We start from the raw sequence: 24,730 nt of genomic DNA on the forward strand, positions 1-24,730 counted from the left end.
ATATTACTTATTAATTAGCCAACTTTTGCAGTTCAATGTTTAAAAATGTTCGGACGCTACGTGGTAAAAATTTGCGAATTTCTTCTTCGTTAAAACCAATTTGCAATCTTTTTTCGTCCAGCATAATCGGGCGACGCAACATTAGTGGATGCTCAATTATTAATGTATAAAATTCATTTAGCGAGAGCTCATCAATATTTATATTTAAGTCCTGAAAAGTTTTGGATCTAGTTGAAATAATTTCAGTAGCCCCCTCTTCAGTTAAACGAAGAATCGATTTAAGCTCATCAACTGTCATAGAATTTGATACGATGTTTTTTTCAATATAATCAATTTGATGCTCTTCAAGCCATGCTTTCGCTTTTCGGCATGACGCACAGCTTGCTGTTGTATATAGAATTACCATATTTAACTCACTCCTTTAATGTTATTAAACGTACATTTTAAATATCGCTTATTGAAATGTATTAAAAAAAATTACAGTTTAGAATCAAATTCACATAATGTTAGTTATTCAGCAATGTTTCATTTATCTCTATTATTCATGCTACATTTTACAGACGTTAACAACTCACTTTTAAAAATCTTACTGTAATTTTAAACTTTACAGTTCAATTAATCAACTGTTAAGTCTTGGATTAATTTTAATAACACAACAAATTATTCTCATGTAAAATTCCCCATAGCATGATGGCTCCTTCAAAGCACATTTCACGCATTTCTTGCTTACAAGTGCTATTATGGATTATATTCATCCTAATAAAAAGTACGTACTTTAAAGTGTTATAGGTACTAAAAAGGAACATATGCATTTTCAAGTGCCATTCTGCTTATTTCTCTCTTACATCGGTTATTATGACCGATATTTAGCACAATAAATAGTACGCACTTTAAAGTGTTATAGGTACTAAAAAGAAATAATTTTAGTATTACAACGGATGTAGGCTCACAACTGTAATCTAAATTCATCAAAGGAGTTTTTTTATGAAGACATATAATATTCCTGTAGAAGCGACTTTAGAAGTTATTGGTGGAAAGTGGAAGGTTGTTATCCTTTGTCATTTAAAAAAAGGAACAAAAAGAACGAGTGAATTAAAACGTTTAATGCCTGGTATTACGCAAAAAATGTTAACGCAACAATTACGGGAACTAGAAGAAGATGGTGTAATCCAAAGGAAAGTATATGACCAAGTACCACCGAAAGTAGAGTACTCTTTAACGGATTACGGTTCGTCTTTAGGAGCTATACTTGATTCCCTCTGTTCCTGGGGAGAAGTTCATCTTGAAAAAACCGGGAACACATCCATGCTGATTACTGCTGATGAATAATAACTGTAGAAGACATAAAATAGGTTGAGACAATACTTGCCTCAACCGTTTTTTATGTCTCTTTATAATTTTTTGCCGTAATGACTGTTTCAAACTCAAAGGTTTCCGGTAAATGATCTGCGTAAGAATATTCAAAAGTTCGTCCATCCGTTAAGTAAGCTACTTGCTCAACTCGCATTAGGAAATCCTGATTTGTTAAGTTCATAAACTGCTTTTCCCTATCATCTGGGCGAATTCCTTTAACCCTGACAACAGATGTCCCTACTTCAAGACCAAGTTTATTTTGAATATGTGAGTATATCGACTCCTCTAAAACAGAAGCCTCAACACCTGGGATAACCGAAATTGGCATCCATGTATGCTCCATAATCGTCGGAATGCTGTGAATGATGCGAAGGCGAATGATTTTATAGACGAAATCACCAATTGAAACTCCCAATTTCTCAGCAACTACTTTATCAGCACCTACAATCGCAAACTCGATAATTTTACTTTCTACCTCACTACCGTAAACAGCTTTCGTACCTGTTAAAGTTTGAATCATTCGTGCCTTTTCCTGCTGATGCCAATCTTGTACCACTGTTCCACTTCCGCGCCGACGGATAATGTAGCCGTCTCTTACTAATAGATCTAACGCTTTTTTAATCGTAAGTGCTGAAACATCGAATTCTTCAGCAAGGACGGAGCTACTCGGAATTTTTTCGTTGATTTTATATTCACCGTCTAAAATTTGCTGTTTAATCTTTTGATAAATGCCGAGGTATTTTACTTGTGTTGATCCGCTTGCCATTTCCATACCTCCTTTATACCGCAAACTCTCTTCTATTCATTCAAATGTAAAGCCTCAAGTTTGTAAACTGAAGGTGATGGGGCAGCAAATCCGTTTTCCAAGATTTCAATATTCGTTACTGCTTCTTCATCTTTCACAAGTTTTGGTGCACCATTTACAATTGTGTTATACGCTGCATCATAGAAACGACCGTAATCACCAAGCGGCGTTTTAATTTGTTTTTCAATCCAGTCACCATTTGCATTACGATATTTAGCAATTCCATAATACATCGGTGAATCTTCACCAAATCCTGCACTCTCAGGCATAATACCCGCTTTCAAATCATTTTCCTGCTGATCTTCACCATATTTAATAAATGATCCATTTGTTCCATGGACAATAAAGCGTGGATAATCTTTTGCTACGACATGGTTCGTTTTCAGTTTAATCTTCAACTGATTTCCGTAATGTAGACCAACATCGAAATAGTTATCAACCGCACCTTCCATTTCATTATTACGAATATCATATGTTACCGTATCTGGACGGCCAAATAATGAAATCATACGGTCCATCGTATGAATACCTAAACTGTAAAATGAACCTTCTTCTTTTGGAGCTTCATGAGTGATTGAACCAGGACGGAAATAATCAATATGTGATTCAATCTCAATAATATCACCAAGGAATCCTTGCTCAACTACTTGCTTTACAGCTAAAAAATCACCATCAAAACGACGGTTTTGATAAGGCATAACGACTACACCTTTCTCTCGTCCTAAAGCTAATAATTCTTTCGCATGTTCTACTGTATCGCAAAATGGTTTTTCAACGATAACTGATTTTCCGGCTAGTATAACTTTTTTTGCTAATTCATAATGCGTATGTGCTGGCGTACAAATCGTCACAACTTGAATTTCTTTGTCATTCAACAATTCGTCTAAATCAGTAGTGAAGTAAACACCTTTTTCCTCATATGGAGCCGCTAATTTTTCATTTATTTGACGTACAAAAATTGTTTTTACTTTTATATTATTACGTGTCTTTAGATAAGGTAGGTGATAACGGTTAGCTGATTTTCCAAATCCAATAAAGCCCATTGTTAATGTCATGTTCTTCAACTTCCTTGCTCATAAATTTTCGTTTCTACATTTATTATATATTTTTATCTTTAAAAGTATATAGTTTTAATTTCAAAATTATATATCAAAAAGTCGAGAAAGAAATCATTTTCTGATTCCCATCTCGACTTTACGTTATAGACTTATATCCTATCATCATTTTATTTATACTCAATGACTTGAGAGCTACTTAGTTATATACTCTTATTCATACATATAAGAACGTGTCATCGGAATTGTATCATTAATCCCTTTTGTAAATACAAATTGATGTAAATCAATATTACCTGTAAAGAACGAAGCTGCACATGCATTTAAATATAAACGCCACATGCGGATAAATCGCTCATCTTTCGTTTTGCGAACTTCCTCTAGTACATTTTCATAATTTCGAGCCCAATGTTGTAATGTATTCCCGTAATGTCTACGTAAGCTTTCCACATCAACAATGAAAAATTGTTCGTTTGTCATGTTCGTGATTAATTCGTTAACAGCAGGAACATACCCACCAGGGAATATATATTTTTCAATCCAACCATTCGTAGCACCACCATTAGCCGGAGAAGTAATACAATGCAGCAGAGAAATCCCGCCATCATTTAGTAGTTTGTTAACTGTTTCAAAGTATTGCGTAATGTTGTCTTTTCCTACATGTTCGATCATACCTACACTAACAATTTTATCAAATTTACGATTCTTAATATCGCGGTAATCAAGTAAAGATACTTCAACTAAATCCGTAAGTCCCTCTTGTTTAATTCGCTCGGAAGTCTTTGCAAATTGTTCCTCGCTTAATGTTACTCCCATCGCTTTCACACCGTACTGCTTAGCGGCAGCTGTAATGAGCTCACCCCACCCGCAACCGATATCTAATAGCGTATCACCTTTTTGAAGGTTCAACTTTTTCAAAATATGATTCACTTTATTATGCTGCGCTGTCGTTAAAGAATCTTGTTCATTTTGGAAATACGCACAAGAATATGTCATTGTCTCATCAAGCCATAATTTATAGAAATCGTTCCCAATATCATAATGGTGAGCAATATCTTCTTTATTTTTTTGTTTTGAGAAATTCCATTTACTTTTGAAATATTGCAACTTACTATCACCTAAAAAGCTATCCTGCCTTTTATAAATAGATTGAATTGCTTTTTCAAGATTACCCTCTATTTCAAGGTCTCCATTCATATATGCTTCACCGAATGCAATAGAAGGATCCTTAGCAATTTCTTTTTTTGAGAGCGGCTTATGGAATGTTATATGAAATTGAGGTTCCCCTTCGCCATATTGTATTGTTTCTCCATTCCAAAGTGTAATTTGAACTGGATCTGAAAACAGATTTTTAAGTATTTTTTTATAAAAAAGTTCTTCAACCATAAAAACATCTCCTACTAAAAAATTGAACAAAAAACTATACTAGTTAATAAGTCTTTTTGAACATAGCTTAAAATCGTTATGACTTCTTGCTACGAGTGTCATTATAAAACGGTTATATTATGAAGCATAGTACGTACTTTAAAGTGATGTAGGCACTTTTAAGTACCCATGACTGAAACAGGTCCTCAAAAATTTTACTTTTCATCATAACAACTTTCTAAAGTTTTAAAACGAAAAACACCACCTCGTCATTAGGTGGTGTTTTCAATATTACATATAGAGATTTCACTTAACTTCTGTGTTTTTTCTATCTATGCATCGTTCTCCCCACGCGGTTAATTGATTTAATACATTTTGTAAAGACCACCCATAATCGGTTAGGGAGTATTCTACTCGAGGGGGAATTTCTTTGTAAATTTCACGTGTAATCACACCATCTTCTTCCAGCTCACGTAGTTGCTGCGTTAACATTCTAACAGAAATTTCAGGCATCAAACGTTGTAACTCACTCGTTCGCTTCTTCCCTTTTGTTAAGTGACATAAAATAACGACCTTCCACTTTCCCCCGATAATTTCTAAAGTTGCTTCTATAGGTATATTATATTGTTTCACGCGATCTCCTCTCCTTTTTTATAAATTCCTTATCTATTGTTACGTAAAAATAAATAATTTTCTATACGGCACATTTTAGTTCCTACAGCACAAAAAAGTACCTATATTACAAAAAAGTAATTATGCCACTTAAAAATCTCCCTCTATACAAAAAGAAAAAACGAACGTATTCTCGTTCGTTTTTTCTTTCTTTATTCAGCTGCTGTTATAAGCATAGACGTGTTACCATTCTTTTCAAGATGATTTTCTCCCCAGTTACAAAGAGAATCGAGTATAGCATCTAAAGAATGACCGTATTCGGTTAACGAATACTCTACTTTTGGCGGCACTTGGTTATACACTTTTCTCTCGATTACACCATCTTCTTCTAATTCACGTAATTGTTGCGTTAACATCTTTTGTGTAATACCAGACATTAATTGTTTTAATTCGCACGTTCTCTTTTTGTCTTTCTTTAAATGACAAAGGATAACTACTTTCCACTTTCCACCGATAACCTCTAAAGTTGCCTCTACAGGAATATTGTATGTTTTCATATAAAAATCTCCTTTAATAATTTTATAAGACAAATAAGCTAAAATATTTAAATATTACTTTTAAGTATCTATAGCACCTTAAAGTACGTACTTTTTATTGTATTAAACATGTTTCATAATAGCATACGTAAACAGCAGATGAGTAGTACGGCACCAAAAAGTACCTGTATTACTTTTTAGTATCTATATCACTTTAAAGTACGTACTTTTCATTATGTAAAATACATTTCATAATAGCATTTGTAAGAGTTGAGTGAGTCATGCAGTATTAGAAATAACCTTTTGGTACCCGTACTTTAAAGTGAGTATTTTTATCATACATTTTGTCAGACGATGAAATGACATGTTTTCATTTTCACATCCATTTACAATGATGAATTCATTTTTAAATACATTTTAGGAGGATATCTATAATGAGTAAATTACTAAAAGAAAAAATCGGTTTTGGTACAGCACCACTAGGAAACATGTACCGTAATATTCCTGAAGAAGAAGCAATCGCTACAGTGGATGCTGCTTGGGAGAATGGCGTTCGTTACTTTGATACAGCTCCACTTTATGGATCTGGCTTAGCGGAGATTCGTCTTGGTGAAGCACTATCAAAAAGAAATCGTGATGATTACTTTTTAAGTACGAAAGTAGGTCGAACGATTTCGGATGAATTAGAAGATCCATCTGCACGTGATTTGGGTGAAAAAGGCGGGCTTTTCGAATTTGGTCGCAAAAATAAAATGATCAATGACTATAGCGCAGATGCAACACTTCGTTCTATCGAGCAAAGTTTGAAACGTTTAAAAACAGATCGTCTAGACTTTGTTTTCATTCATGATTTAGCACAAGACTTTTATGGTGATGCGTGGATTTCACAATTTGAAATTGCTCGAACAGGAGCATTCCGTGCGCTAACACGTTTACGTGAAGAAGGAGTCATTAAAAGCTGGGGGCTTGGAGTAAACAAAGTAGAATCAATTGAACTTATGCTTGATTTAGAAGAAGCGAAACCAAATATATCCTTATTAGCTGGTCGCTATTCATTATTAGACCACGAACGTGCATTGCAACGAGTAATGCCTGCAGCTATAAAGCATAATATGGATATTGTTGTTGGTGGCCCATATAGCTCAGGTATTCTTGCTGGCGGCGCTCACTTCGAATATCAAAAAGCATCGCCAGAAATTATTGCAAAAGTTGAGAAAATCAAAGCTCTTGCAGATCGTCACGAAATCAGCATCAAAGCTGCTGCACTACAATTTTCACTAGCCAATCCAGCAGTTGCTGCTGTTGTTCCTGGTGCAAGTAAACCGGAACGCATTGTAGAAGACCAAAATGCCTTAAACACAGTAATTCCAGCAGCATTCTGGGAAGAAATGCGCGAACAAAAATTAGTAGCACCTAATGCACCACTACCAATCAACGTAAAATAATAATATAACTTTAATCAGTGGGAGCATCCCCCACTGATTATTTACCCGTAAATACCGGGATGAAAAGGAGCGTAATGAATATGGCACATACTACTACATCTATGGAAATTTTTGCTTCACCGGAACAAGTATGGCAATTAATCGGAGGTTTCAACTCCCTTCCAGACTGGTTACCTTATATACCTAGCAGTAAATTAACTGAAGGCGGTCGTGTACGTCATCTAGCTAATCCAGATGGCGATACAATTATAGAACGATTAGAAGTATTCAATGATAAAGAGCGCTACTACACATATTCAATCATGAATGCACCATTCCCAGTCACTAATTATTTATCTACAATCCAGGTTAAAGGAGGTACTGAAAGTAACACATCGTTAGTAGAGTGGTCTGGTACGTTCACTCCTGTTGAAGTTAGTGATGAAGAGGCAATTAATCTGTTTCATGGCATTTACAGTGATGGACTGAGAGCATTGCAGCAAGCATTTCTAGATTGATTCATGTAATTGATTGAGACAAAAAAGTAAATTAACAGTCAAATATTCGATTTTTTTAGTTAAATTCATTATAAAAGATAAACAAATACAAATTTCATGCCTGCTTGTTAATGACAAGAAATAAAAAATACTACCTCCAAATGGAAGGTAGTATTTTTTTATTAATCAGGAAAAACAATTAATCCCTCTTCTTTTTCCTCCTGTTTTAAATCTTCTTCTGGGAAGGTTACAGTTGAATTTTTATCACCTGTTCTTTTTGTTTCTTCACCTGGAAATACGAAAGTTGAATTTTCTTTTCCTTCATTTTTTTCTACGTTATCTGGAAATACCATAGGATCATTGGTAGTCAAATCACTATGAAATCCAAGGTTAGACAAAATTGCTTTTAAATCTGGTAAAACCCCTATTTTATCAGATGATGGGTTATTAGACTTTGTGCCTGTATTAGGATTACTTAAAATTGCTCTCAATTCTTTTGGTGTATATGCCTTACCTAAATGTTCTTTAGCAATCCCTTGAATCGATACAGCAGCCCCAGCAATTATAGGCGAAGCGCTAGAAGTACCACGGAAATTAGAAGTATAACGATTAGTTATGTTCTGATCTGTAACTTTTTGTCCTTTACTATTTTGATTTTGATATGTATCTAATGTATCAACATACTCTCCCCAACCATATACATCAATTCTACTACCATAGTTAGAGAAAGCTAAACGTTTATGAGGAACTCTTGCAGTAGATGCTCCCACTATAATAGCTCCTGAATCTTTAAAGTCTTGACTGTTTCGATTTAAAATCTGTTTACCATTACGGTCTTTAAATTCATCTAAATCAATCCCACCATTACCAGCTGCTTCTACAATAATAATGCCTTTATCTGTACCTTTGCGAATTGCGTTAAATATACTCGGGTATACTTCTACTGGTAAAGGGTCATCTCCATATCCATCATATTTAAAGGATTCTTCTATTAATAAAACATCTCCAGCCTGTAAAGAATCTACGGCACTTAAAATAGCATCTCTTACATCAATTCTCCCATTGTCTCGGATCACTGAAATTACTTTTGCCTTTGCTTTTGGTGCAATTCCAATGTTCCCAATCCCATTGTCAGCTGCAGAAACAACACCTAGAACTGAAGTACCATGAGAAAGATCATTACTCATTTTTCCAGACATAAATTCAATATTTTGACCGACTAAATCTTCATGATTTAATAACCAGCCTTCTTCCAAATCTACAAAAGTTGCCCCCTGACCATTCCCTCCTTTAATTCCCCAAGCATAAGGAGCATTAATTCCTAAAGGTGCCTCTTCAAGATATCCCTGTCTCGAAAATCTAGGTTCATCATAAGGATTGACTGATGATAATACAGGGAATCTCGAGCCAGTTGTTGTATTTATACTCTTATTAGAACGAACTTGTATTTTACTAGAATCGTCATTAGCAGCATGTACTGTATTTGTCACAAATGTCGTACCTACCCCAGCAAAAGTTGTAATTGCAAGTGATGATATCAACATACCTTTAAAATTTTTCATTTTTCCACCTCTAGTTTTCTATTAGAAATAACATATTTCATAATGTGTATGAACCGAAAAGCATTTTATCTTATTATAAAAATTAATAGATTTTTATAACTTTTTGATTTACATAAAAACTCCCTTCATTCTTGTAATTCAATGTGTACATTTCAAAATAACAAACTTACTGTAACTATTATAGTTACACCTTTATTGATTTTCAACTACGAAATATAAATTTTTAAAAATAAATTTATATTACTTTAAAACAGAACTCGCCTTTTAAGCACATAAAGTGAAACTTTAATCAGTGGGGTTTTTGTTCATCCCCCACTGATTATTAGCCCTCACCAATGGGGCGTTTACGGACAGTTAATGCGGGATAAAAACGCAAAATATCTGTCCAAATTACAGCAATCAATAAGTTTATGGACTACGAAAGAAATACGAAAAAGCAAAGCACTAAGTGCTTTGCTCCTTATAAAATCCCTTTTAACTTTTCACCAATTAACTTCGCTACATACTCATAACCTTCTGGCCCAAAGTGTAACCCATCTTTTTCATCATTTTCTACAAATCTTTTATAATCCCGTTCTTGAATCATTTCAGCATATACATTTAGAAAATAACTTCCTGTTTCCCTCGCCACTTCCTCTACTACGTCTGTATACTGACCGAGCACTTTATTGGTTCTATTGTACTGTCTTTCTTCATCAACTGGTGCAGGACTAATAAGTAGTATTTTATCTGAGGAAACCTGGTTCACAATCTTCTCTAAGTTTTCTTTATATGCTTGTAATGACACTTGAGAAAAAGAAACTGCATCATTCGTACCAAGAAAAACTGTTACGAAATCTGGTTTATATGATATTACATCTTCTTCAATCCTATTTAACGCATCAAATGTATTATCCCCTGGAACACCTGCATTCACTACTTTCCAATTTGGAAACATTGCTTGTAACCTTGGCGTTAATCTCGGTGTTCCATCAAAAAACGTCTCATCAGCTGTAATGCTATCGCCAAAACATACTAACGTTTTCATTAGGCTTGCTCCCCTTTTTACGTATGAAATAATTTACCTTCTAATGCTCCAATATATCTTTCAGCAGAACGTTCAACTGCTTCATTTGCATTTTCTTTTACTACTCGATGAAAAGCGTTGTATAAACGATTAAACTGTAATGGCTTCACTCGATTCACCATTTCTTCCACTTTTCTCGCTGGTAATGGAATTAAGTTTGGATAGCTGTACATGAAACTCACCCACCGCTCATCCGCTACAACTTGAATAATATCACCTGTTAACAAAATCCCTTTTCCGTCATTACCTTCTTCCCAATGTAAGACAGATCCACCTTTAAAATGTCCCCCTAAACGATGAATGACTAATCCATCAGCTAATTGTAAAGACTCACCAGACCAATAAATAATACGACTACTCGGACGCATCACCCACTCTTTATCATCTTCATGTATATAAATTGGTACATCAAATGTCTCTGCCCATTCTACTTGCGTTGAATAATAATGAGGATGAGACAATGCAATCGCATCTAATTCGCCAAGCTCTTTTATTTTCATAATTGTCGTTTCATCTAAATACGTAATACAGTCCCACAGTAAACGATATGACTCTGTTTTCACTACAAATGCCGTTTGACCGATCGCAAATCCTGGTTTTGTCGTAATACTATAAAGTCCATTTTCCTCTTTGATTATTTCATTTTTATATGTATCATCTGTTTGCAAATTTTCTAAAGTCGTCCAAGACTGCCCTTTCGGATTCACATACTGCCTTTCTTCATCACAAATATGACAACTCACCGGTTCTTCTACACTCGCTGCATACTGCACGCCACACGTTGTACAAACGAAATTTTTCATCATAATTTCCCCTATCCCTATATTTTTATTAAGCTGACTTTTGTTGATAATGATCTGCTTTTTTATTTTCAATCATTAAACTTATAAAAGTAAGTAAATAGACAACTGTAACCGATAATGGAATTACAGTAAATCCTTTTTCTGCAAAAAGAATCCCGCAAACTGACGTTACAAATACAGTCCCTACCGACAATAAACCATAACTTTTACTTTCATAAATCCATACGTACGGGATAAAATGAACACCTATTAACATTGCTACTACAAAAGGTAACCATTCTGGAAATTGAAAATAGGCAAGTAATACAAGTGGAATATTCAATACATTTATCCCACCAATTAATCCAGCCAAAATCCCTAACGGATTTCCTTTCGCAAACATATCAATTTTCAATATAGCAGCTATCATTAAGCCAAAAGGAAACACACAGCCCATACCGATTAAATATACCCACACTACTTGTTTTTCAGAAAGAACAAATCCCGTTATACTCATAACTACCCAAAATAAAACGCCGGCTAATATAATCGGTAGGCCTCTCTTCGTTTTTATTGCTAAATCCTTTTTCGCTTCTGCAACATTCATCTCACCATCTCCCCTAAAAATATTAGTGCTATATAGTCGTCTTAACTTCGCCCATCCAATAACGCCAAGCTGCTAAGTAACCTTCTAAATCTTTCGGGTGGTGCCGTAAACATGTATCTATACGCAAATATAAGCCTATGACTATTTCTTCATATAAATCACGGGCTTTCTTATGAAATACACATTGTTTCATCGCATAATGAATTGTTTCTTTTGTTAAATCTTCTGGAGTCGAACAAAACGCGTAAATTAAATCGTATATAGGATCTCCTAACACTGGTAAAGGATCAATTACACCGTGCAGTTTATTCTCTTGAAATATAAAATTATGAAATCCGAAATCACCATGCAATAAAAATGGCTGATTTATTCCAGCGTCCCTATTCGCTAACTTAAGAACCGTTCTATACTCTTCTTCACTTATGTAACGCCTTACATTTTCATGAGCTTCTATCACATTTGTTGTTAAAAATTCACTCCAAGATTGAACGAGATTTTCTTTCCATCCCCAGCCATCAACCTCTGTAGCTACTTCATACTCATTGATAACTTCTTTTACAAGTTTACAAAGAACACTCCGTTTATAGCCTAGTTTGCAAGAAGTTGTGCCCTCAAGGAATGAGTAAACAATATAGCGATTTAAAGGTTCCTTATATAAAAGCTTTGGAAATAATTCGTCCTTTTTATAAAACTGAAGAAAATAAGCTTCTTCACGTATGACATCCGATTCATTCAACTTTACAACGTATTGTTCATCTAACAAATATATAGTACTTGCCGTTCCCCCGTTTAATGCTTTTACGCTATTTGGATAATGTGAAATAACTTTTTCCTTAACTAGTTGTGCAGTGATTATTGAAATGTCCATTCTCTCACCCTTTAATTCGGAAGATTCCCTTAATTCAAAAGACAACTTTACTATTATTTGACAAACGCAAGGGAAATCCTCCCAACCATCCTAATATAACAAACAACAATTTTATTTTATTACAATGGCTTTCTTCCATATCTCATTTATGATAACGTGATTTTATCACTCTAAATGCTCTTCATATACTCTAATAATTTCTATTGCAGGGTCTATGTCTTGTAATTTATGAGCCAAACTTTCTACACCAAACACTTCTGTAAACGTATGACTGCCTACAATTAAATTAATCCCTTTAAATTTCGCATGTTGCACTGTATATAATGTTTTTTCACCTGTTATGTACGTGTCACACCCTTTTTCTAATGCACGTTCAATCAAATTTGTATTGTTTCCTGCACCGGTTAAAATCGCAATCCGTTTTACTGGTTTATCGTGATTTCTCCAGCTCTTCACTTTCTCTTCCATTTTTTCTTCAAGTTTTCCAACTAAGTTTGAAAAAGGAATCGCTTCTTTATATTCTCCTATTCCCGGTAGTTCTTCTTCCTCATACGTGGAATATTCCAGTATTTTATCTATCCCAATTCCGTTAAATAACGATGTACACGTGCCAAACTTTACAAAATCTAACGGCAAATGAATCCAAAAATGATTCATTTCATATTGCTTCAATTTCTCAATACAAGCCTCTTCCATACCAAATAAAAAACTCCATGGTGCATGATGTGTAACTATCATATCGACTCCATTTTTATACGCTTCTTCAATCGTCTCTAATGTCAAATTTGTTGTGTAACCGATTTTGTGAAATTCATCTTTACTTATATGAGTAAAACCATATTCATCATCGCCGTATTTATGAAGGTCCTCTCCAAATAGTGATGTTATATGTTCGTTAAACTGCTTTATATTCATTTTATTTCTCCCTTCATTTACTTTTATATTTCATAAATAAGGAAATACTAAATTACAACGTTACATACATATAGGAGGACACATATGAAACCTGAATTTTTAAAAGCTGTACATGATGCCATTGGAAATATTGAACACATTCATATAGAAGAAAGCGGTGCTGACAGCTTACTTATTCATCATGATGATGCACAGCAATTACAACAAGTTGCTGTGGCGTTAGAAAATAATAATTTCCGCTCCGCTTTAAGAACAACTGGAAATGCTTCGTACATTGAAGTATTGAACAGATAATAAAAGTCCGGATGTATTCCGGGCTTTCTTTTTATCCCGCTATTCACTGGGCAGTAAGAGCCCCACTGATTAAAATTTCACTTTATATCGAAATTTCAAACTCTTTCACATACACCGCTGTTCCAGCAATATCTATTTGTAACTTTTCGTTTTCTATCCCTTTCGTTACATAAACAGTTACACGACCATCTTTATTTATTTCCTGTCCTTGCTCAACGATTAAACCCAATTCATGTTCAAAATCTTTCTCTAAATACTCCGCATAATACGCTCCCATTACACCTGAAGCTGTTCCTGTCACTGGATCTTCAATCGTCCCAGCGTAAGCTGATGAAAAATGACGGCCGTGCATTTGTGCTAGTTCATCATAAGTTTCTAGACAAATTGGGTGAATAGAAGCATTAGGTATTTCTTTTAATACTGATGGAAATGCAGCATTATTAGGTTTCATTCTCTCACATGCATTAAGATTTTTAATCGGTACAATTACAGTCCAATTACCAGTACTTCCATATACAATCGGTAAACTTACATCTAAATCATTTACTTCTAAACCGATACTATGAGCTAATTCTTCTTTTGAACCTGTAAATTCTTTAAACTGAGGTGCTGCCTGTCTCATTTTAATAAAGGGTTCTCCATTTTTATTTACACCTATTTGTATCGGTAAAATCCCAGCCTTCGTTTCAATCGTAAGGTTACTTTTCTCTTCTAATAAACCTTTTTCGCGCAAGGCATATATCGTCCCTACTGTCCCATGACCACATAAATCCATTTCAAAACCAGGTGTAAAATAGCGCATTCTTATATCTCCTACTTCTGAGGAAAGAACAAAAGTTGTTTCGTTATATCCAACTTTTTCAGCAATAATTTGCATTTCCTCTTCCGTTAATCCATCTGCTTCTAATACAATACCTGCTGGATTTCCCTTATTTGGTTTATTCGTAAATGCGTCGTAATGAAATACATTTATAGTCTTCATTTTCTTTTCTCCTAATCTACTTTAAAAATTTTATAATAAAGCTCTGTCTCCGTTTTCACCGAACAATAATTTCTCCAAAATATCCTCTGCATCTTTTCATTTGAAGTATGCGTACTTCCGATGTAATAAGTAGCCCCCATTTCCTTTAACATATGCAACGATTGAAGATGCAACCGAGAAGCAATTCCTTTCCCGCGATAATAAGGCATTACCCCAAAATAAAATAATCGTCCTTCACTTTCTGTTCCAGTTTCTATATGCGGTATGGACATACCAATTGGCTCAGTTTTATCATAAAAAACAATACATGACTTTTCCCAGCCCGTACCTAACTCTGTTTGCACTGAATAAAAATGCTCATCGATAGTTAAAATTGAAGTTTGATTCCCTGAACCCGACATACATTGTTCCCAAATATATTTAAATTCTTTTTCCGATAACGTTCCTTCTGCTATTGATCGATATGTATATTGTCTTTCAGGTCCTTCTACATTGTTCAATTCTCTACATACTTCTATCTTTGCGGCATACAAAGAAAAACCGGCATCAAGTAACACTCTTACACTTGAGTTATAACTACTAAACCTTTTGTTTAATACAATACTCGCTCTTTTTAACTCCCAGTTAAAACAAACTTCTTCAAATCTACTTATCTTTTCTTTATAAGTTTGTACATCATAAAGAACATTCTCTTCTATCTCTTCAATCGTTACTGCATTTGGTAAGCCATTTTATACTTTTTTAGAAGGGCCAAATAGATTCTGAATGATTGCAAAATCGTATATCACCACTTCAATTCCCCCACACCAGGCTCAATAAACTTCCCTGAAATATCCTCATTTGAATCTATTACCCAATCATATATATTTTTTGCTCCTTCAGCCGGAGTCATATTCGCATCAAAGGCACCAATATCAGTTTTTAATTTTCCTGGGTGAATGGCAGTTACACGAATTCCTTTATTCTCAAACTCTTGTTGTAAGCAGAGTGTTAACATATTTTGTGCTGCTTTAGCAATTCGATATGAATATGAGAACTGGCCTTGCGGAAACTCTTTGTTCGCCATTTTATGTAATGATCCTAATCGAGAGGACACATTTATTATTCTCGGATGATCCGATTTAGCTAACGCCACATATGTACCTTTTACAGCCCGAATTACACCTAAGCAATGAATATTAAATAAGTCCGTTAACTCTTCTGAATTTGTATGTAAAATCTCAGTCTCCTTCCCAGTAATGCCAGCGTTATTTATAACTAAATCAACATATTCTGTATATTCCTCAAGCTGCTTCTTAATTTGCTCCGTACTCTCATCAGCCGATAAGTCTGCCAATATAGGAAAACATCTACCACTAAACATTTGCTTCAATTGCATTACCGCAACCTCAGTTCTAACTAATGGATAAACGATATGCCCATTTTCATAAAATACTTTTACTAACTGTAATCCTAACCCGCGGCTGCCACCTGTAATAAACACTCTCATATATTCATCTCCTTATTTTTATAATAAATAAGAAAATCCATCCACTTACCATTCTCTAATGAAAACGCCTCTCTCTTGCATTCAAAAGAAAAACCTGCTCTTTTCGCAAGACGCATTGATGGCTCATTATCAACACGTATATGTAATTCGATTCTATGAAAATCAAGGCTACTAAAAAATAACGGTAACGCAGCTTTCACACTTTCAACACCATATCCATTTCTCCAATATTGATTATGTATGGAGTATCCCATCATCGCCCATTGATAGTCCATACGTAAAATTTTTATTAGCTCTAGCTTTCCAATATTAGCCCCATCTTCTTTACGAAAAATACCTAATACATACATCTCATCTCGATGTGCTGCTTCATCAAATCCTCTAATCCATTCCGTGAACCATTCTTTTGTTGATGATGCCATAACTTGATAACCATCGTCGTATTTATACTGAGATGGCAGCCTCTTATTAAATCCATCTAACCAACTTTCATAATCATCATTTTGGAACGGACGGATCATGAGTCTCTCTGTCTCTATCTGTAATAGCGGCAGCTTCATTTACATCTCTTCCCTTGATTAATATTTGAATATTCTTTATTATCTTACACAAAATACAAAATCTAGTAAATCATTATGTTTTTGATAAACATGCTTCTATTAAAATACAAAAGGAAACCCTGTTCTAAAGGGTTTCCTTTTGTCATCACACTACCAAACTTATCTGTAATTTAAAACGTTGTATTCTGTCTTTAATATTCCATACACATCAACATCTTCATATGTGTTTAATAAAAGTCTATTCTGTCTCAATGTGCCTTCTTTACGTAAACCCGACTTCTCTAATACTTTAATCGACGATCTATTTCTAGAAATGGCAGATGCCCAAATTTTGTTTAGACCTAATTCGATAAAGCCAAATTGAATCATTCTGTTTACAGCCTCAGTTGCAAAACCCTTTCCCCAATAATTCTTACCAATCCAATAACCAAGTTCACCTCTATTGTTACCCTTGTCAATTCTTAGTGTAATTGTACCTACAATTTCTCTTGATTCTTTAGAGACAATTCCTAAAGGATATTCGATTCCTTTCCTTATAAGTTCTGGTTGCATATCAACCCAATCTTGCGCGAACTCCAATTTATATGGATGCGGAAGCCCAAGAATATTAGCTAATTCCTTGTCATTAGCCAATTCTTTAATTCTAAAAACATCATCATTGGTAAAAGGTTCTATACATAAATGCTCAGTTTCTAATTTTATAGCCATCTTTTCTCCCCCTTGTACTGAAATTAGTTAGCTCCCTTTATTTTCAATATTACACCAAAAACACAAAATTTTTAAAATCTTTATGATATCTACTAACAGAACCATAAACAAAAAATCCAGTTATGCTTTGTACATAACTGGATTCCTCATTATCTAATCGTTTTTTATTTTACAAGTACATTTTCTCTTAATTCCCTCTTCAACACTTTTCCTAAAGCGTTTTTCGGTAACTCATCTATGAATACCACTTCTGGAATTTTGTAACTTGCTAACTTCTCCTTACAATACTGAATAATACTTTCTTCTGTTAATGTTGTTTCGCCATCCTTCACAGTGTAAGCTCTTGGAACCTCTCCCCAAAAGTCATCTGGAACTCCAACTACTGCAACTTCTAAAACACCATGTATTTCATGAATAACATCTTCTACTTGATCTGGATATACGTTGTCACCACCGCGTATAATAACGTCTTTATATCTTCCCATAATATGCAGGAATCCATCGTCATCTATCATGCCAGCATCACCCATGTTAAACCAGTTATCTTTTACTACCTTCTTTGTCGCCTTTTCATTATTCCAATACCCTTTAAACATGTATGGACTTTTCACATGAATCTCTCCAACTTCATTTGTTGTTAGTTCATGTCCTGTTTCCGGATGAACAATTTTCACCTCTACATTTTTCAAGGTTTTTCCTACAGAAGACATCTTTTCTTTTCCCATCATTGGATGCCATGAGGTTACAACCCAACCTTCTGTACTACCATAGCCTTGCACCATATATATTCCTTTTTCCATATATTTTTGAATGAGTGTTTCTGGCACTTTTGTACCACCGCTTTGTGCTACTTTAAAGGTTGAAATATTACGTTCTTTTTTATTTAATTCATCAAGCATGTAACTATAAACAGCTGGGAACGCAAGCATCGTAGTAATTTTCTCTTCTTCAATCTTATCCCAAATAAGAGTAGGGTTCGAATCAGCTAAGAAAATCATTGTAACGCCATGATAAATACAATTTAAAATAGAAAGCACGCCACTCATATGGAACAATGGATGCACAGATAAAAAGCGTTCACCTGCTGGGATTTCTCTTTGTCCCGCAATTTCAGCAAAATAATGATGTAAGTTTTTATGTCCAATTACACATGCTTTCGCCTGTCCAGTCGTTCCTGAAGTAAATAAGTAAATGGCATCGTCTTCTTCATGAACTTCTACGTTCGGTTCTGTCGTTGGCTGTTTTTGCAACTCTAATTCAAATGAACCAAAGCCTTCTTTTGTCGTTTGAATTACATAAGGGATTTCTTTAACAGCATCAACATTTAATAACACTTCACTAAATTCTTCATCAATAACTAACACTTTTAATTTCGCTTCTTTTACAATCGTTTCTAATTCATATACAGTAAGCTGATGATTTAGCGGAATAAATACCGCTCCAATTTTTAAACTTGCCATCATAACGCTTGGAAATGGGTGATTATTTTTGCATAGTATTCCTATACGATCTCCTCTTTGCACACCATTATGTAACAAATAATGTGCAAGCTGATTTACTCGTTCATTATATTGCTGAAACGAATATCTTTTCTTCCCCCCTACAAGCGCTTCCAAATTTGGTGATTGCATTGCTCTTTTTTGTAGTAATTTTTGCATCGTTCTCAAGTAAAACTCCCCTTTATATATGTTAGGTTTTTTATTTTACCAGATTAACTATTAATTTACTAAAGATTACACTTAGTGAATATAAGAAGAATATAAAATAGCCATTTACTTCATAAGTAAATGGCTATTTTTCATTATATATTAGAATACTTCTTGTTCATTACATATTGCACATACTCAGGTGCACTTTTATCAATCTCTTCATCACTTAGTTTATATTCTGCACCATATAAATAAAAGGAAGGTATAAATTCCATACCTGTATATAGGCATGTAGCTTGGAATGGTTTCGTCAACTCATCCATTGTAATCCCACTATTTTCATAGTCTTTTTCTAATCCACCTATAGAAATAGCTACACCAAATTCTTTCCCCTTCACTTTATCTCCTTGTGATCCGTACGCAAATCCATATGTTAATACATCATCGAACCATTTTTTTAATAATGGTGGTGTGCTGTACCAGTAAAGCGGAAATTGAAATATATATCTGTCATGTTCTACTAATAACTTTTGCTCTTCTTCAATATTAAACTCCCAATCCGGTGCCACCTTATATAATTCATGCACCGTAATTTCATCTGAATGTTTCTCAAGTTCTTCTATCCATCTTTTATTAATTTTTGATTTTTCAATATGAGGGTGTGCTACAATTACAAGTGTTCTCATCATTTTCCAGCCCCTTTATAAATTAATCAATCCTTTACGTATTAGTATGAATGAGTTACATATAATTGAAAAGTACGTACTTTCAGGTACTATAGGAACCTTGAAGTACCTTTGGAGGTGTTATATGAATCAAAATGATAATTGCCCAATTGCAACAACACTCGATGTAATCGGTGGAAAATGGAAAGTTCATATTTTATGTATTTTGTCGGATGGAAAAATGCGAACAAATGAAATTAAACGAGAAATCCCAAACATTACACAAAAGGTTCTTACACAACAACTTCGGCAACTTGAAGCTGATGGGATTATCTATCGTACCGTATATCAAGAAGTACCACCAAAGGTTGAGTACACCATAAGTGAATACGGAAAATCTTTAATGCAAATAATGAATGATCTGTTTGAATGGGGAAAAGATCATCAGATTAAAAGATTACATGACTAAAAAAGCACTATATACTTTGTTTAATCTCTACGTTCATATTTTTTATTTCTATAAAGTTTATTTTCATCATTTTTTAGCTAACTTGTTTTCTTAGATTGATGGACGTGACCCCACATCCATCAATCTAAAAAGATACAATTAGAAAAATGAGATTTCTATACAGTTTCGCATATAAACACTACTTCCGCCTCATTAAGCGCTCGCTCTACTTTTTCTAATCTCAATTGTACGTAAGCTATAAAGAAGCACCCCTAAACCGAGAATTTTTTCATTATTAGACGCATTAGAACCTAAGGTAATAGTAGGTACATTTAAACCCATAAACCTTTCACTCCATTCTATAGGCATATAAAAAGATACTCCTTCAAAATAAAAAACGCTATTCTCTCTGTAAAATCATAGAAAAGAATAGCGTTTTTTATTTTGAAATAGAAGTCATTATTTAAACTAAACATGCTAATATTGATTTTGTGCGATTGTCAGTTACCTCATAATAAATTTCTAATCCTTTCCGAGTACCTGTAACCATTTTAGCAGCTTTTAGTTTAGATAAATGTTGACTAATTGTACTTTGAGGCATTTGTAAATCCCCATACATTGTTGTTACATTAGTAGGACCTTTTGCAAGCATTATTTTTACTAAAGATAGACGAACTGGATGCGCCAATACCTTTAACACCTCAGCGATTTCTTGAAACATTTCTTTTTTTTCTTTCATCTTATTTCTCCCCTTTTATATACATATTTATGTTATCCATATATATAATTCGAAGGTATATGCGTTTTTGTGTCCGTCATTTTAAAAAAATATAAAAAAAATTTAATCCGAAACTAAAGGATTAGCTTAACATAATGTCTCACCATTAATGAGGAATAGGAATCTCATTATAGAAGCAGCAGTTTTTATTTATGCTACAACTCTACATTCAACTAACTAAAATCAATGAAAAAAGAGCAAATAGTCTGCTCTTTTATGATGCCTCCTTATGTTCCGTGGAATGTTTAACACTCCCCAGTCTCTTTAGTTTATTCCATCCTACCGCTACTCCTCGAAGCGATGAGAATATAGATTTAATGACAACATAAGTCATAAATTGACGATAAATAAAACGTTGTAAAATTAACCATGCCAATGGTTTTGGGTTCTCTTCCTCTAATTTAAATGCGAACAGAGAAGCGAGAAGATCCATTAAAAAGAATACAAGATAAAACCCTAAAACTTTTAGCGGATTACTACTAAATAGTCCTATAATCATTAATATATCTGCAAAAGGAGCAATGAATTGCAGAACATATTGGAATAACCACATATTAGGCAGTGCAATAAACCCTAATGTTTTATGTTTTGAATTACACAACGCTTTTCGATGTTTCCAAAGACATTGAAGTGTACCATATGACCAACGATATCGCTGTTTAATGAGACTTTTCACATCCTCAGGTGATTCCGTAAAAGCATGCGCTTTTTCTTCATATACAATTCTATGCCCTTGACGTAAAAATGTAATAGTAAGATCCGTATCTTCTGCTAATGTATCTTCGCTTAAATATCCAGATTCAACTACATTCTTCTTGCGCCACGCCCCAATAGCTCCTGGAACTACTGTAATACAATTTAACTCATCAAAAGCTCTACGTTCTAAATTAAACCCTGTAATATACTCAACATGTTGCCAAGTAGTTAACAAATTCCGTCTATTCCCCACTTTGACATTACCTGAAACTGCAGCTACATTCTGATCTTCAAAGTGTCTAACCATTAAAGAAATAGCATCTTGCGCAATAATAGTATCCGCATCTAAAGTGACAATGATTTCTCCTCGCGATTGTTGAAACCCTAGGTTCATTGCCGATGATTTCCCGCCGTTTTCTTTCTGAATGAAACGAACTTTAGGGTGTTTATAAAATGTTTCTTTCATTACTTTTGACGTACCATCTGTCGATCCGTCATCCACAACAATAACTTCAAATTCTCTATAATTACTATTCAAAATTGAGTGAATCGTCTTGGCTATCACCTTTTCTTCATTATATGCCGCTATGACAACACTAACAAAAGGTTGATAAGACGAATTAATATAGCGAGATAACGTTTTTCTTTTCTGCTTCCATGCAAAATAAATTAAGAATAAAAATCGAAAAATCCCTAATCCAATAGCAATATAAAAAATAGTTGTTAATATATGCTTAAAATATCCAGCTCCTGAAAAGACAGCTTTATTGTAAAGTAAATATTGCTTCCCCTCAGAAGAAACAGGAGGCATAATTTCATCTCGTTCTTTATTCATTAAATCTGAAATTGTTACAAAACTATATCCATGCTTTTTTAAGTCTTTAATAATGATTGGGAGCGCCTCTACTGTATGGGTACGATCCCCTCCCGCATCATGGAGAAGAATAATATTTCCCTCTCCCTTATAAATAGGATTAAGAGCACGTCTTACTAATTCATTTGTTGATGGTGTTGCCCAGTCTTCGGGATCAACTTTTTCCGCTACCATTGTATAGTTCATATTTTGTGCACGTAAAATAGGCAATATTTCATTTGATGAATCCGGGTTAGCATCCGCTTCATATGGCGGTCTAAATAAAACCGTAGAATGTCCAGTTACTTCCTGAATTAAACGTTGCGTCGTATTAAGTTCTACTTTCGTTCGTAGTAAAGACGTATCAGCTATGTTAGGATGCTTGAAAGTATGATTCCCAATTTCATGCCCTTCATCGTATATTCTTTTTACAATACTAGTATTTAGTTGTGCGTTTTCACCAAGTACAAAAAAAGCAGCTTTTATTTGATTCTCTTTTAATATATCTAAAATTTCTGGCGTATATTTCGGGTCTGGTCCATCATCAAATGTTAATACTACTTGTTTCCCATTTGGTTTTCCATATCGTTGCACTTCATATGCAGATGGTAAGGATTGATATACTTCATCTGTAATATAACCATCTTTGCCTACTTTAAAATCTCTCAATCCATTTTTTCTTTCATTCTCAATCTGTAAAATTTCACCTTGTCCAGAATAATTTACTTCATCTAAACTATTGATTTTATGTAATACATTAGGATTTTTTTGTGCCTCAATAGGATTTTTTAAAACTTTCCATATTGTAGGGTCTTCTGCTCCTAGTCTCCATAATGCAAAGCCCTTTGCATTGTTCTCCATTGCAATTTTCACTTGATTATAGAGAGTAACACTGTCTAAGAACCAAGCAGTATGTTCTTTCTCTCCTGTTTTATATCTAAAATAAGGATTTCCACTACTCTTATCCCATTGAATTTTCATATTTGAACCTTGAGCCATTGCCATAACTTCTGAAAAAGTTAATGATTTCGCAGCTTCTTTACTATTTACTTCCCAATCATATCCATAGTTACCGAAAGCAACTATAAGCTTATTAGACGGAATATTCAGTTCTTTCAATGTATGTTGGAACCATTTATTTGAAGCAATTGGTCCTGGTTCCCCGGCTCCATAGTGCTCATCGTACATCATTACAATCATTCGATCTATTATTTTTGCTAACGCACTATAATCAAAAGCCTTATCATTAGCTGGAACATCTTGTGTAACGAGCAAATCATGTTCATGAAATTCCGTAGTAAGTTCTTTCATAAAATTTGTTAAGTTTTCTCTATCACTTTCAGGTACGGCCTCAAAGTCAATATTAATTCCTGAAAAATGATTCTTTTTAACTTGGCTTACTAAATCATTAATAAACTTTGTCTTTACATCATTTGAGGAATTCAGTAACTTATGAATTAGCCCACTATCAGGACCAGAAGCTTCCTCAGTATAGTTAGTAAGCAAAGGCATAATCTTCACTTGATTTTTTTCTGCCAACTTTACTATCTCAGGTTTGATCTCACTTCTAATCGTTAAATCTGCTTTTAAATGATACCACTCTGGTACTAACGTAGTTAAGGAATCGATATTTTCTTTTAAAGAAGCGGTACTATTTTCATCCCAGTTTACGTAAAAACCATACACTTCTTTAGGTTGTTTACTATCCTTCGGCGGATTCACCAAATTTTTATTATCCTTCGTTTCGGTATTTGGGTTAAATTCTTCCTTCTTTAACTGCTGATCACTAATTTTTTGATTAATTGGTACAAGTTTAGTATCTTGTTGTACAGCGGTATTCATATTTGGAATTTCTGGTGTTGAAAAAATACTTTGAAAGAAAAAATAGAATACAACACCTACACTAACTATTGAGATACATAGAAACGAAATAAAGGCTATGTTTCTCCTTCCTTTCGGATCATAAAAAACAGGTTTTTCTTTATCTTTGTCTTGTTGAATGTTTTTCTCCATTATATTTTTCACATACTCCTTCTTAATAGAACTATAAAATAATAAAGTGTAACTTTAATCAGCCCTCACCAATTGAGCATTTACAAGCAGCCCAACTCCCACCTAACTTCTTTGCCCAGCCAAATTTTGAGATGGGAGTTTTACTGCC

Annotated in this window: 27 protein-coding genes; 5 read left to right on the plus strand and 22 right to left on the minus strand. The window is 34.1% G+C overall.

The window, feature by feature from the left end; all coding sequences use genetic code 11:
- Positions 1 to 10 precede the first annotated feature (10 nt).
- Complete coding sequence (gene spxA / locus ACTFRU_RS05145) at positions 11 to 406, minus strand: transcriptional regulator SpxA (RefSeq protein WP_000236189.1); 396 nt, start codon at positions 404 to 406, stop codon at positions 11 to 13.
- A gap of 578 nt (positions 407 to 984) precedes the next feature.
- Between spxA and ACTFRU_RS05150 the strand changes: the two genes are divergently transcribed.
- A complete protein-coding gene (locus ACTFRU_RS05150) occupies positions 985 to 1,329 on the plus strand; it encodes a winged helix-turn-helix transcriptional regulator (protein WP_000860831.1) in 345 nt (114 codons plus the stop codon).
- Between the two features lie 52 nt (positions 1,330 to 1,381).
- On the opposite strand, the gene ACTFRU_RS05155 is transcribed toward ACTFRU_RS05150, so the two are convergent.
- From ACTFRU_RS05155 to ACTFRU_RS05175, 5 genes are all read right to left on the minus strand, one after another.
- Complete coding sequence (locus tag ACTFRU_RS05155; RefSeq protein ID WP_440037523.1) at positions 1,382 to 2,119, minus strand: GntR family transcriptional regulator; 738 nt, start codon at positions 2,117 to 2,119, stop codon at positions 1,382 to 1,384.
- 32 nt (positions 2,120 to 2,151) lie between these two features.
- Positions 2,152 to 3,213: an oxidoreductase gene (locus ACTFRU_RS05160; protein ID WP_102956238.1), complete on the minus strand. Its 1,062-nt coding sequence runs from the start codon at positions 3,211 to 3,213 to the stop codon at positions 2,152 to 2,154.
- Between the two features lie 213 nt (positions 3,214 to 3,426).
- Complete coding sequence (locus tag ACTFRU_RS05165; protein ID WP_006924209.1) at positions 3,427 to 4,599, minus strand: cyclopropane-fatty-acyl-phospholipid synthase; 1,173 nt, start codon at positions 4,597 to 4,599, stop codon at positions 3,427 to 3,429.
- A gap of 285 nt (positions 4,600 to 4,884) precedes the next feature.
- Entirely contained in the window at positions 4,885 to 5,211 is a 327-nt protein-coding gene (locus ACTFRU_RS05170; protein WP_006924211.1) for a winged helix-turn-helix transcriptional regulator, read from the minus strand.
- A gap of 191 nt (positions 5,212 to 5,402) precedes the next feature.
- Positions 5,403 to 5,747: a winged helix-turn-helix transcriptional regulator gene (locus ACTFRU_RS05175; RefSeq protein ID WP_029440930.1), complete on the minus strand. Its 345-nt coding sequence runs from the start codon at positions 5,745 to 5,747 to the stop codon at positions 5,403 to 5,405.
- A gap of 413 nt (positions 5,748 to 6,160) precedes the next feature.
- Between ACTFRU_RS05175 and ACTFRU_RS05180 the strand changes: the two genes are divergently transcribed.
- Positions 6,161 to 7,171, plus strand: a complete 1,011-nt coding sequence (locus ACTFRU_RS05180; protein WP_440037524.1) for an aldo/keto reductase — start codon at positions 6,161 to 6,163, stop codon at positions 7,169 to 7,171.
- 80 nt (positions 7,172 to 7,251) lie between these two features.
- Positions 7,252 to 7,668, plus strand: a complete 417-nt coding sequence (locus ACTFRU_RS05185) for an SRPBCC family protein (protein WP_023522577.1) — start codon at positions 7,252 to 7,254, stop codon at positions 7,666 to 7,668.
- A gap of 161 nt (positions 7,669 to 7,829) precedes the next feature.
- On the opposite strand, the gene ACTFRU_RS05190 is transcribed toward ACTFRU_RS05185, so the two are convergent.
- The 6 genes from ACTFRU_RS05190 to ACTFRU_RS05215 all read right to left on the minus strand — a co-directional run bounded on the left by ACTFRU_RS05190 (position 7,830) and on the right by ACTFRU_RS05215 (position 13,447).
- Positions 7,830 to 9,209: a S8 family peptidase gene (locus tag ACTFRU_RS05190; RefSeq protein ID WP_000787685.1), complete on the minus strand. Its 1,380-nt coding sequence runs from the start codon at positions 9,207 to 9,209 to the stop codon at positions 7,830 to 7,832.
- A gap of 460 nt (positions 9,210 to 9,669) precedes the next feature.
- Complete coding sequence (locus ACTFRU_RS05195; protein ID WP_016098750.1) at positions 9,670 to 10,236, minus strand: SGNH/GDSL hydrolase family protein; 567 nt, start codon at positions 10,234 to 10,236, stop codon at positions 9,670 to 9,672.
- 17 nt (positions 10,237 to 10,253) lie between these two features.
- Positions 10,254 to 11,081, minus strand: a complete 828-nt coding sequence (locus tag ACTFRU_RS05200) for a hypothetical protein (RefSeq protein ID WP_290101431.1) — start codon at positions 11,079 to 11,081, stop codon at positions 10,254 to 10,256.
- Positions 11,082 to 11,106: 25 nt separating this feature from the next.
- Entirely contained in the window at positions 11,107 to 11,664 is a 558-nt protein-coding gene (locus ACTFRU_RS05205) for a DUF7010 family protein (RefSeq protein ID WP_016123071.1), read from the minus strand.
- 28 nt (positions 11,665 to 11,692) lie between these two features.
- Positions 11,693 to 12,532, minus strand: coding sequence for a phosphotransferase (locus ACTFRU_RS05210; protein ID WP_069604223.1), 840 nt, complete (start codon positions 12,530 to 12,532; stop codon positions 11,693 to 11,695).
- 165 nt (positions 12,533 to 12,697) lie between these two features.
- Positions 12,698 to 13,447 (minus strand): Nif3-like dinuclear metal center hexameric protein, encoded by a 750-nt coding sequence (locus ACTFRU_RS05215; RefSeq protein WP_006924228.1) that lies wholly within the window; start codon positions 13,445 to 13,447, stop codon positions 12,698 to 12,700.
- Positions 13,448 to 13,531: 84 nt separating this feature from the next.
- Here ACTFRU_RS05215 and ACTFRU_RS05220 point away from each other — a divergent pair, with 84 nt between their 5' ends.
- Complete coding sequence (locus tag ACTFRU_RS05220) at positions 13,532 to 13,741, plus strand: hypothetical protein (protein ID WP_000801642.1); 210 nt, start codon at positions 13,532 to 13,534, stop codon at positions 13,739 to 13,741.
- Positions 13,742 to 13,823: 82 nt separating this feature from the next.
- Here ACTFRU_RS05220 and ACTFRU_RS05225 read toward each other — a convergent pair whose 3' ends face one another.
- The 7 genes from ACTFRU_RS05225 to ACTFRU_RS05255 form a co-directional block, all read right to left on the minus strand.
- Positions 13,824 to 14,723 (minus strand): PhzF family phenazine biosynthesis isomerase, encoded by a 900-nt coding sequence (locus ACTFRU_RS05225; RefSeq protein WP_006924229.1) that lies wholly within the window; start codon positions 14,721 to 14,723, stop codon positions 13,824 to 13,826.
- An 11-nt stretch (positions 14,724 to 14,734) separates the two neighbouring features.
- Positions 14,735 to 15,430: a GNAT family N-acetyltransferase gene (locus tag ACTFRU_RS05230; RefSeq protein ID WP_290102529.1), complete on the minus strand. Its 696-nt coding sequence runs from the start codon at positions 15,428 to 15,430 to the stop codon at positions 14,735 to 14,737.
- A 77-nt stretch (positions 15,431 to 15,507) separates the two neighbouring features.
- The gene (locus ACTFRU_RS05235) at positions 15,508 to 16,212 is read right to left on the minus strand and encodes an SDR family NAD(P)-dependent oxidoreductase (protein WP_001263475.1); all 705 of its coding nucleotides are present in this window, start codon (positions 16,210 to 16,212) and stop codon (positions 15,508 to 15,510) included.
- Positions 16,209 to 16,772 (minus strand): GNAT family N-acetyltransferase, encoded by a 564-nt coding sequence (locus tag ACTFRU_RS05240; RefSeq protein WP_000775352.1) that lies wholly within the window; start codon positions 16,770 to 16,772, stop codon positions 16,209 to 16,211. Before ACTFRU_RS05240 ends, ACTFRU_RS05235 begins: the two co-directional genes overlap by 4 nt.
- Before the next feature lie 159 nt (positions 16,773 to 16,931).
- Positions 16,932 to 17,480, minus strand: a complete 549-nt coding sequence (locus ACTFRU_RS05245; protein ID WP_000985518.1) for a GNAT family N-acetyltransferase — start codon at positions 17,478 to 17,480, stop codon at positions 16,932 to 16,934.
- Positions 17,481 to 17,644: 164 nt separating this feature from the next.
- Positions 17,645 to 19,138: a class I adenylate-forming enzyme family protein gene (locus tag ACTFRU_RS05250; protein ID WP_290102530.1), complete on the minus strand. Its 1,494-nt coding sequence runs from the start codon at positions 19,136 to 19,138 to the stop codon at positions 17,645 to 17,647.
- Between the two features lie 143 nt (positions 19,139 to 19,281).
- The gene (locus ACTFRU_RS05255; RefSeq protein ID WP_016123075.1) at positions 19,282 to 19,815 is read right to left on the minus strand and encodes an NAD(P)H-dependent oxidoreductase; all 534 of its coding nucleotides are present in this window, start codon (positions 19,813 to 19,815) and stop codon (positions 19,282 to 19,284) included.
- A gap of 124 nt (positions 19,816 to 19,939) precedes the next feature.
- Here ACTFRU_RS05255 and ACTFRU_RS05260 point away from each other — a divergent pair, with 124 nt between their 5' ends.
- Positions 19,940 to 20,263, plus strand: coding sequence for a winged helix-turn-helix transcriptional regulator (locus ACTFRU_RS05260; RefSeq protein ID WP_001072980.1), 324 nt, complete (start codon positions 19,940 to 19,942; stop codon positions 20,261 to 20,263).
- Positions 20,264 to 20,455: 192 nt separating this feature from the next.
- Here the strand turns inward: ACTFRU_RS05260 and ACTFRU_RS05265 are convergent, their stop codons facing one another.
- From ACTFRU_RS05265 to ACTFRU_RS05275, 3 genes are all read right to left on the minus strand, one after another.
- Positions 20,456 to 20,611 (minus strand): hypothetical protein, encoded by a 156-nt coding sequence (locus ACTFRU_RS05265; protein WP_001121201.1) that lies wholly within the window; start codon positions 20,609 to 20,611, stop codon positions 20,456 to 20,458.
- Positions 20,612 to 20,705: 94 nt separating this feature from the next.
- Positions 20,706 to 20,981: an ArsR/SmtB family transcription factor gene (locus tag ACTFRU_RS05270; RefSeq protein ID WP_000660066.1), complete on the minus strand. Its 276-nt coding sequence runs from the start codon at positions 20,979 to 20,981 to the stop codon at positions 20,706 to 20,708.
- Between the two features lie 253 nt (positions 20,982 to 21,234).
- Positions 21,235 to 24,582, minus strand: a complete 3,348-nt coding sequence (locus ACTFRU_RS05275; RefSeq protein ID WP_440037548.1) for a glycosyltransferase — start codon at positions 24,580 to 24,582, stop codon at positions 21,235 to 21,237.
- Positions 24,583 to 24,730 lie beyond the last annotated feature (148 nt).

The sequence above is a fragment of the Bacillus cereus group sp. MYBK220-1 genome (assembly GCF_051916445.1).
In the GTDB taxonomy this organism is placed as follows: domain Bacteria; phylum Bacillota; class Bacilli; order Bacillales; family Bacillaceae_G; genus Bacillus_A; species Bacillus_A cereus.

What these genes read in the sequence shown, in the direction of transcription:
- spxA (WP_000236189.1), bottom strand. Translation starts at nt 406, where the DNA reads ATGGTAATTCTATATACAACAGCAAGCTGTGCGTCATGCCGAAAAGCG.
- ACTFRU_RS05150 (WP_000860831.1), top strand. Translation starts at nt 985, where the DNA reads ATGAAGACATATAATATTCCTGTAGAAGCGACTTTAGAAGTTATTGGT.
- ACTFRU_RS05155 (WP_440037523.1), bottom strand. Translation starts at nt 2,119, where the DNA reads ATGGCAAGCGGATCAACACAAGTAAAATACCTCGGCATTTATCAAAAG.
- ACTFRU_RS05160 (WP_102956238.1), bottom strand. Translation starts at nt 3,213, where the DNA reads ATGACATTAACAATGGGCTTTATTGGATTTGGAAAATCAGCTAACCGT.
- ACTFRU_RS05165 (WP_006924209.1), bottom strand. Translation starts at nt 4,599, where the DNA reads ATGGTTGAAGAACTTTTTTATAAAAAAATACTTAAAAATCTGTTTTCA.
- ACTFRU_RS05175 (WP_029440930.1), bottom strand. Translation starts at nt 5,747, where the DNA reads ATGAAAACATACAATATTCCTGTAGAGGCAACTTTAGAGGTTATCGGT.
- ACTFRU_RS05180 (WP_440037524.1), top strand. Translation starts at nt 6,161, where the DNA reads ATGAGTAAATTACTAAAAGAAAAAATCGGTTTTGGTACAGCACCACTA.
- ACTFRU_RS05185 (WP_023522577.1), top strand. Translation starts at nt 7,252, where the DNA reads ATGGCACATACTACTACATCTATGGAAATTTTTGCTTCACCGGAACAA.
- ACTFRU_RS05190 (WP_000787685.1), bottom strand. Translation starts at nt 9,209, where the DNA reads ATGAAAAATTTTAAAGGTATGTTGATATCATCACTTGCAATTACAACT.
- ACTFRU_RS05195 (WP_016098750.1), bottom strand. Translation starts at nt 10,236, where the DNA reads ATGAAAACGTTAGTATGTTTTGGCGATAGCATTACAGCTGATGAGACG.
- ACTFRU_RS05200 (WP_290101431.1), bottom strand. Translation starts at nt 11,081, where the DNA reads ATGATGAAAAATTTCGTTTGTACAACGTGTGGCGTGCAGTATGCAGCG.
- ACTFRU_RS05205 (WP_016123071.1), bottom strand. Translation starts at nt 11,664, where the DNA reads ATGAATGTTGCAGAAGCGAAAAAGGATTTAGCAATAAAAACGAAGAGA.
- ACTFRU_RS05210 (WP_069604223.1), bottom strand. Translation starts at nt 12,532, where the DNA reads ATGGACATTTCAATAATCACTGCACAACTAGTTAAGGAAAAAGTTATT.
- ACTFRU_RS05215 (WP_006924228.1), bottom strand. Translation starts at nt 13,447, where the DNA reads ATGAATATAAAGCAGTTTAACGAACATATAACATCACTATTTGGAGAG.
- ACTFRU_RS05220 (WP_000801642.1), top strand. Translation starts at nt 13,532, where the DNA reads ATGAAACCTGAATTTTTAAAAGCTGTACATGATGCCATTGGAAATATT.
- ACTFRU_RS05225 (WP_006924229.1), bottom strand. Translation starts at nt 14,723, where the DNA reads ATGAAGACTATAAATGTATTTCATTACGACGCATTTACGAATAAACCA.
- ACTFRU_RS05235 (WP_001263475.1), bottom strand. Translation starts at nt 16,212, where the DNA reads ATGAGAGTGTTTATTACAGGTGGCAGCCGCGGGTTAGGATTACAGTTA.
- ACTFRU_RS05240 (WP_000775352.1), bottom strand. Translation starts at nt 16,772, where the DNA reads ATGAAGCTGCCGCTATTACAGATAGAGACAGAGAGACTCATGATCCGT.
- ACTFRU_RS05245 (WP_000985518.1), bottom strand. Translation starts at nt 17,480, where the DNA reads ATGGCTATAAAATTAGAAACTGAGCATTTATGTATAGAACCTTTTACC.
- ACTFRU_RS05250 (WP_290102530.1), bottom strand. Translation starts at nt 19,138, where the DNA reads ATGCAAAAATTACTACAAAAAAGAGCAATGCAATCACCAAATTTGGAA.
- ACTFRU_RS05255 (WP_016123075.1), bottom strand. Translation starts at nt 19,815, where the DNA reads ATGAGAACACTTGTAATTGTAGCACACCCTCATATTGAAAAATCAAAA.
- ACTFRU_RS05260 (WP_001072980.1), top strand. Translation starts at nt 19,940, where the DNA reads ATGAATCAAAATGATAATTGCCCAATTGCAACAACACTCGATGTAATC.
- ACTFRU_RS05265 (WP_001121201.1), bottom strand. Translation starts at nt 20,611, where the DNA reads ATGCCTATAGAATGGAGTGAAAGGTTTATGGGTTTAAATGTACCTACT.
- ACTFRU_RS05270 (WP_000660066.1), bottom strand. Translation starts at nt 20,981, where the DNA reads ATGAAAGAAAAAAAAGAAATGTTTCAAGAAATCGCTGAGGTGTTAAAG.
- ACTFRU_RS05275 (WP_440037548.1), bottom strand. Translation starts at nt 24,582, where the DNA reads ATGGAGAAAAACATTCAACAAGACAAAGATAAAGAAAAACCTGTTTTT.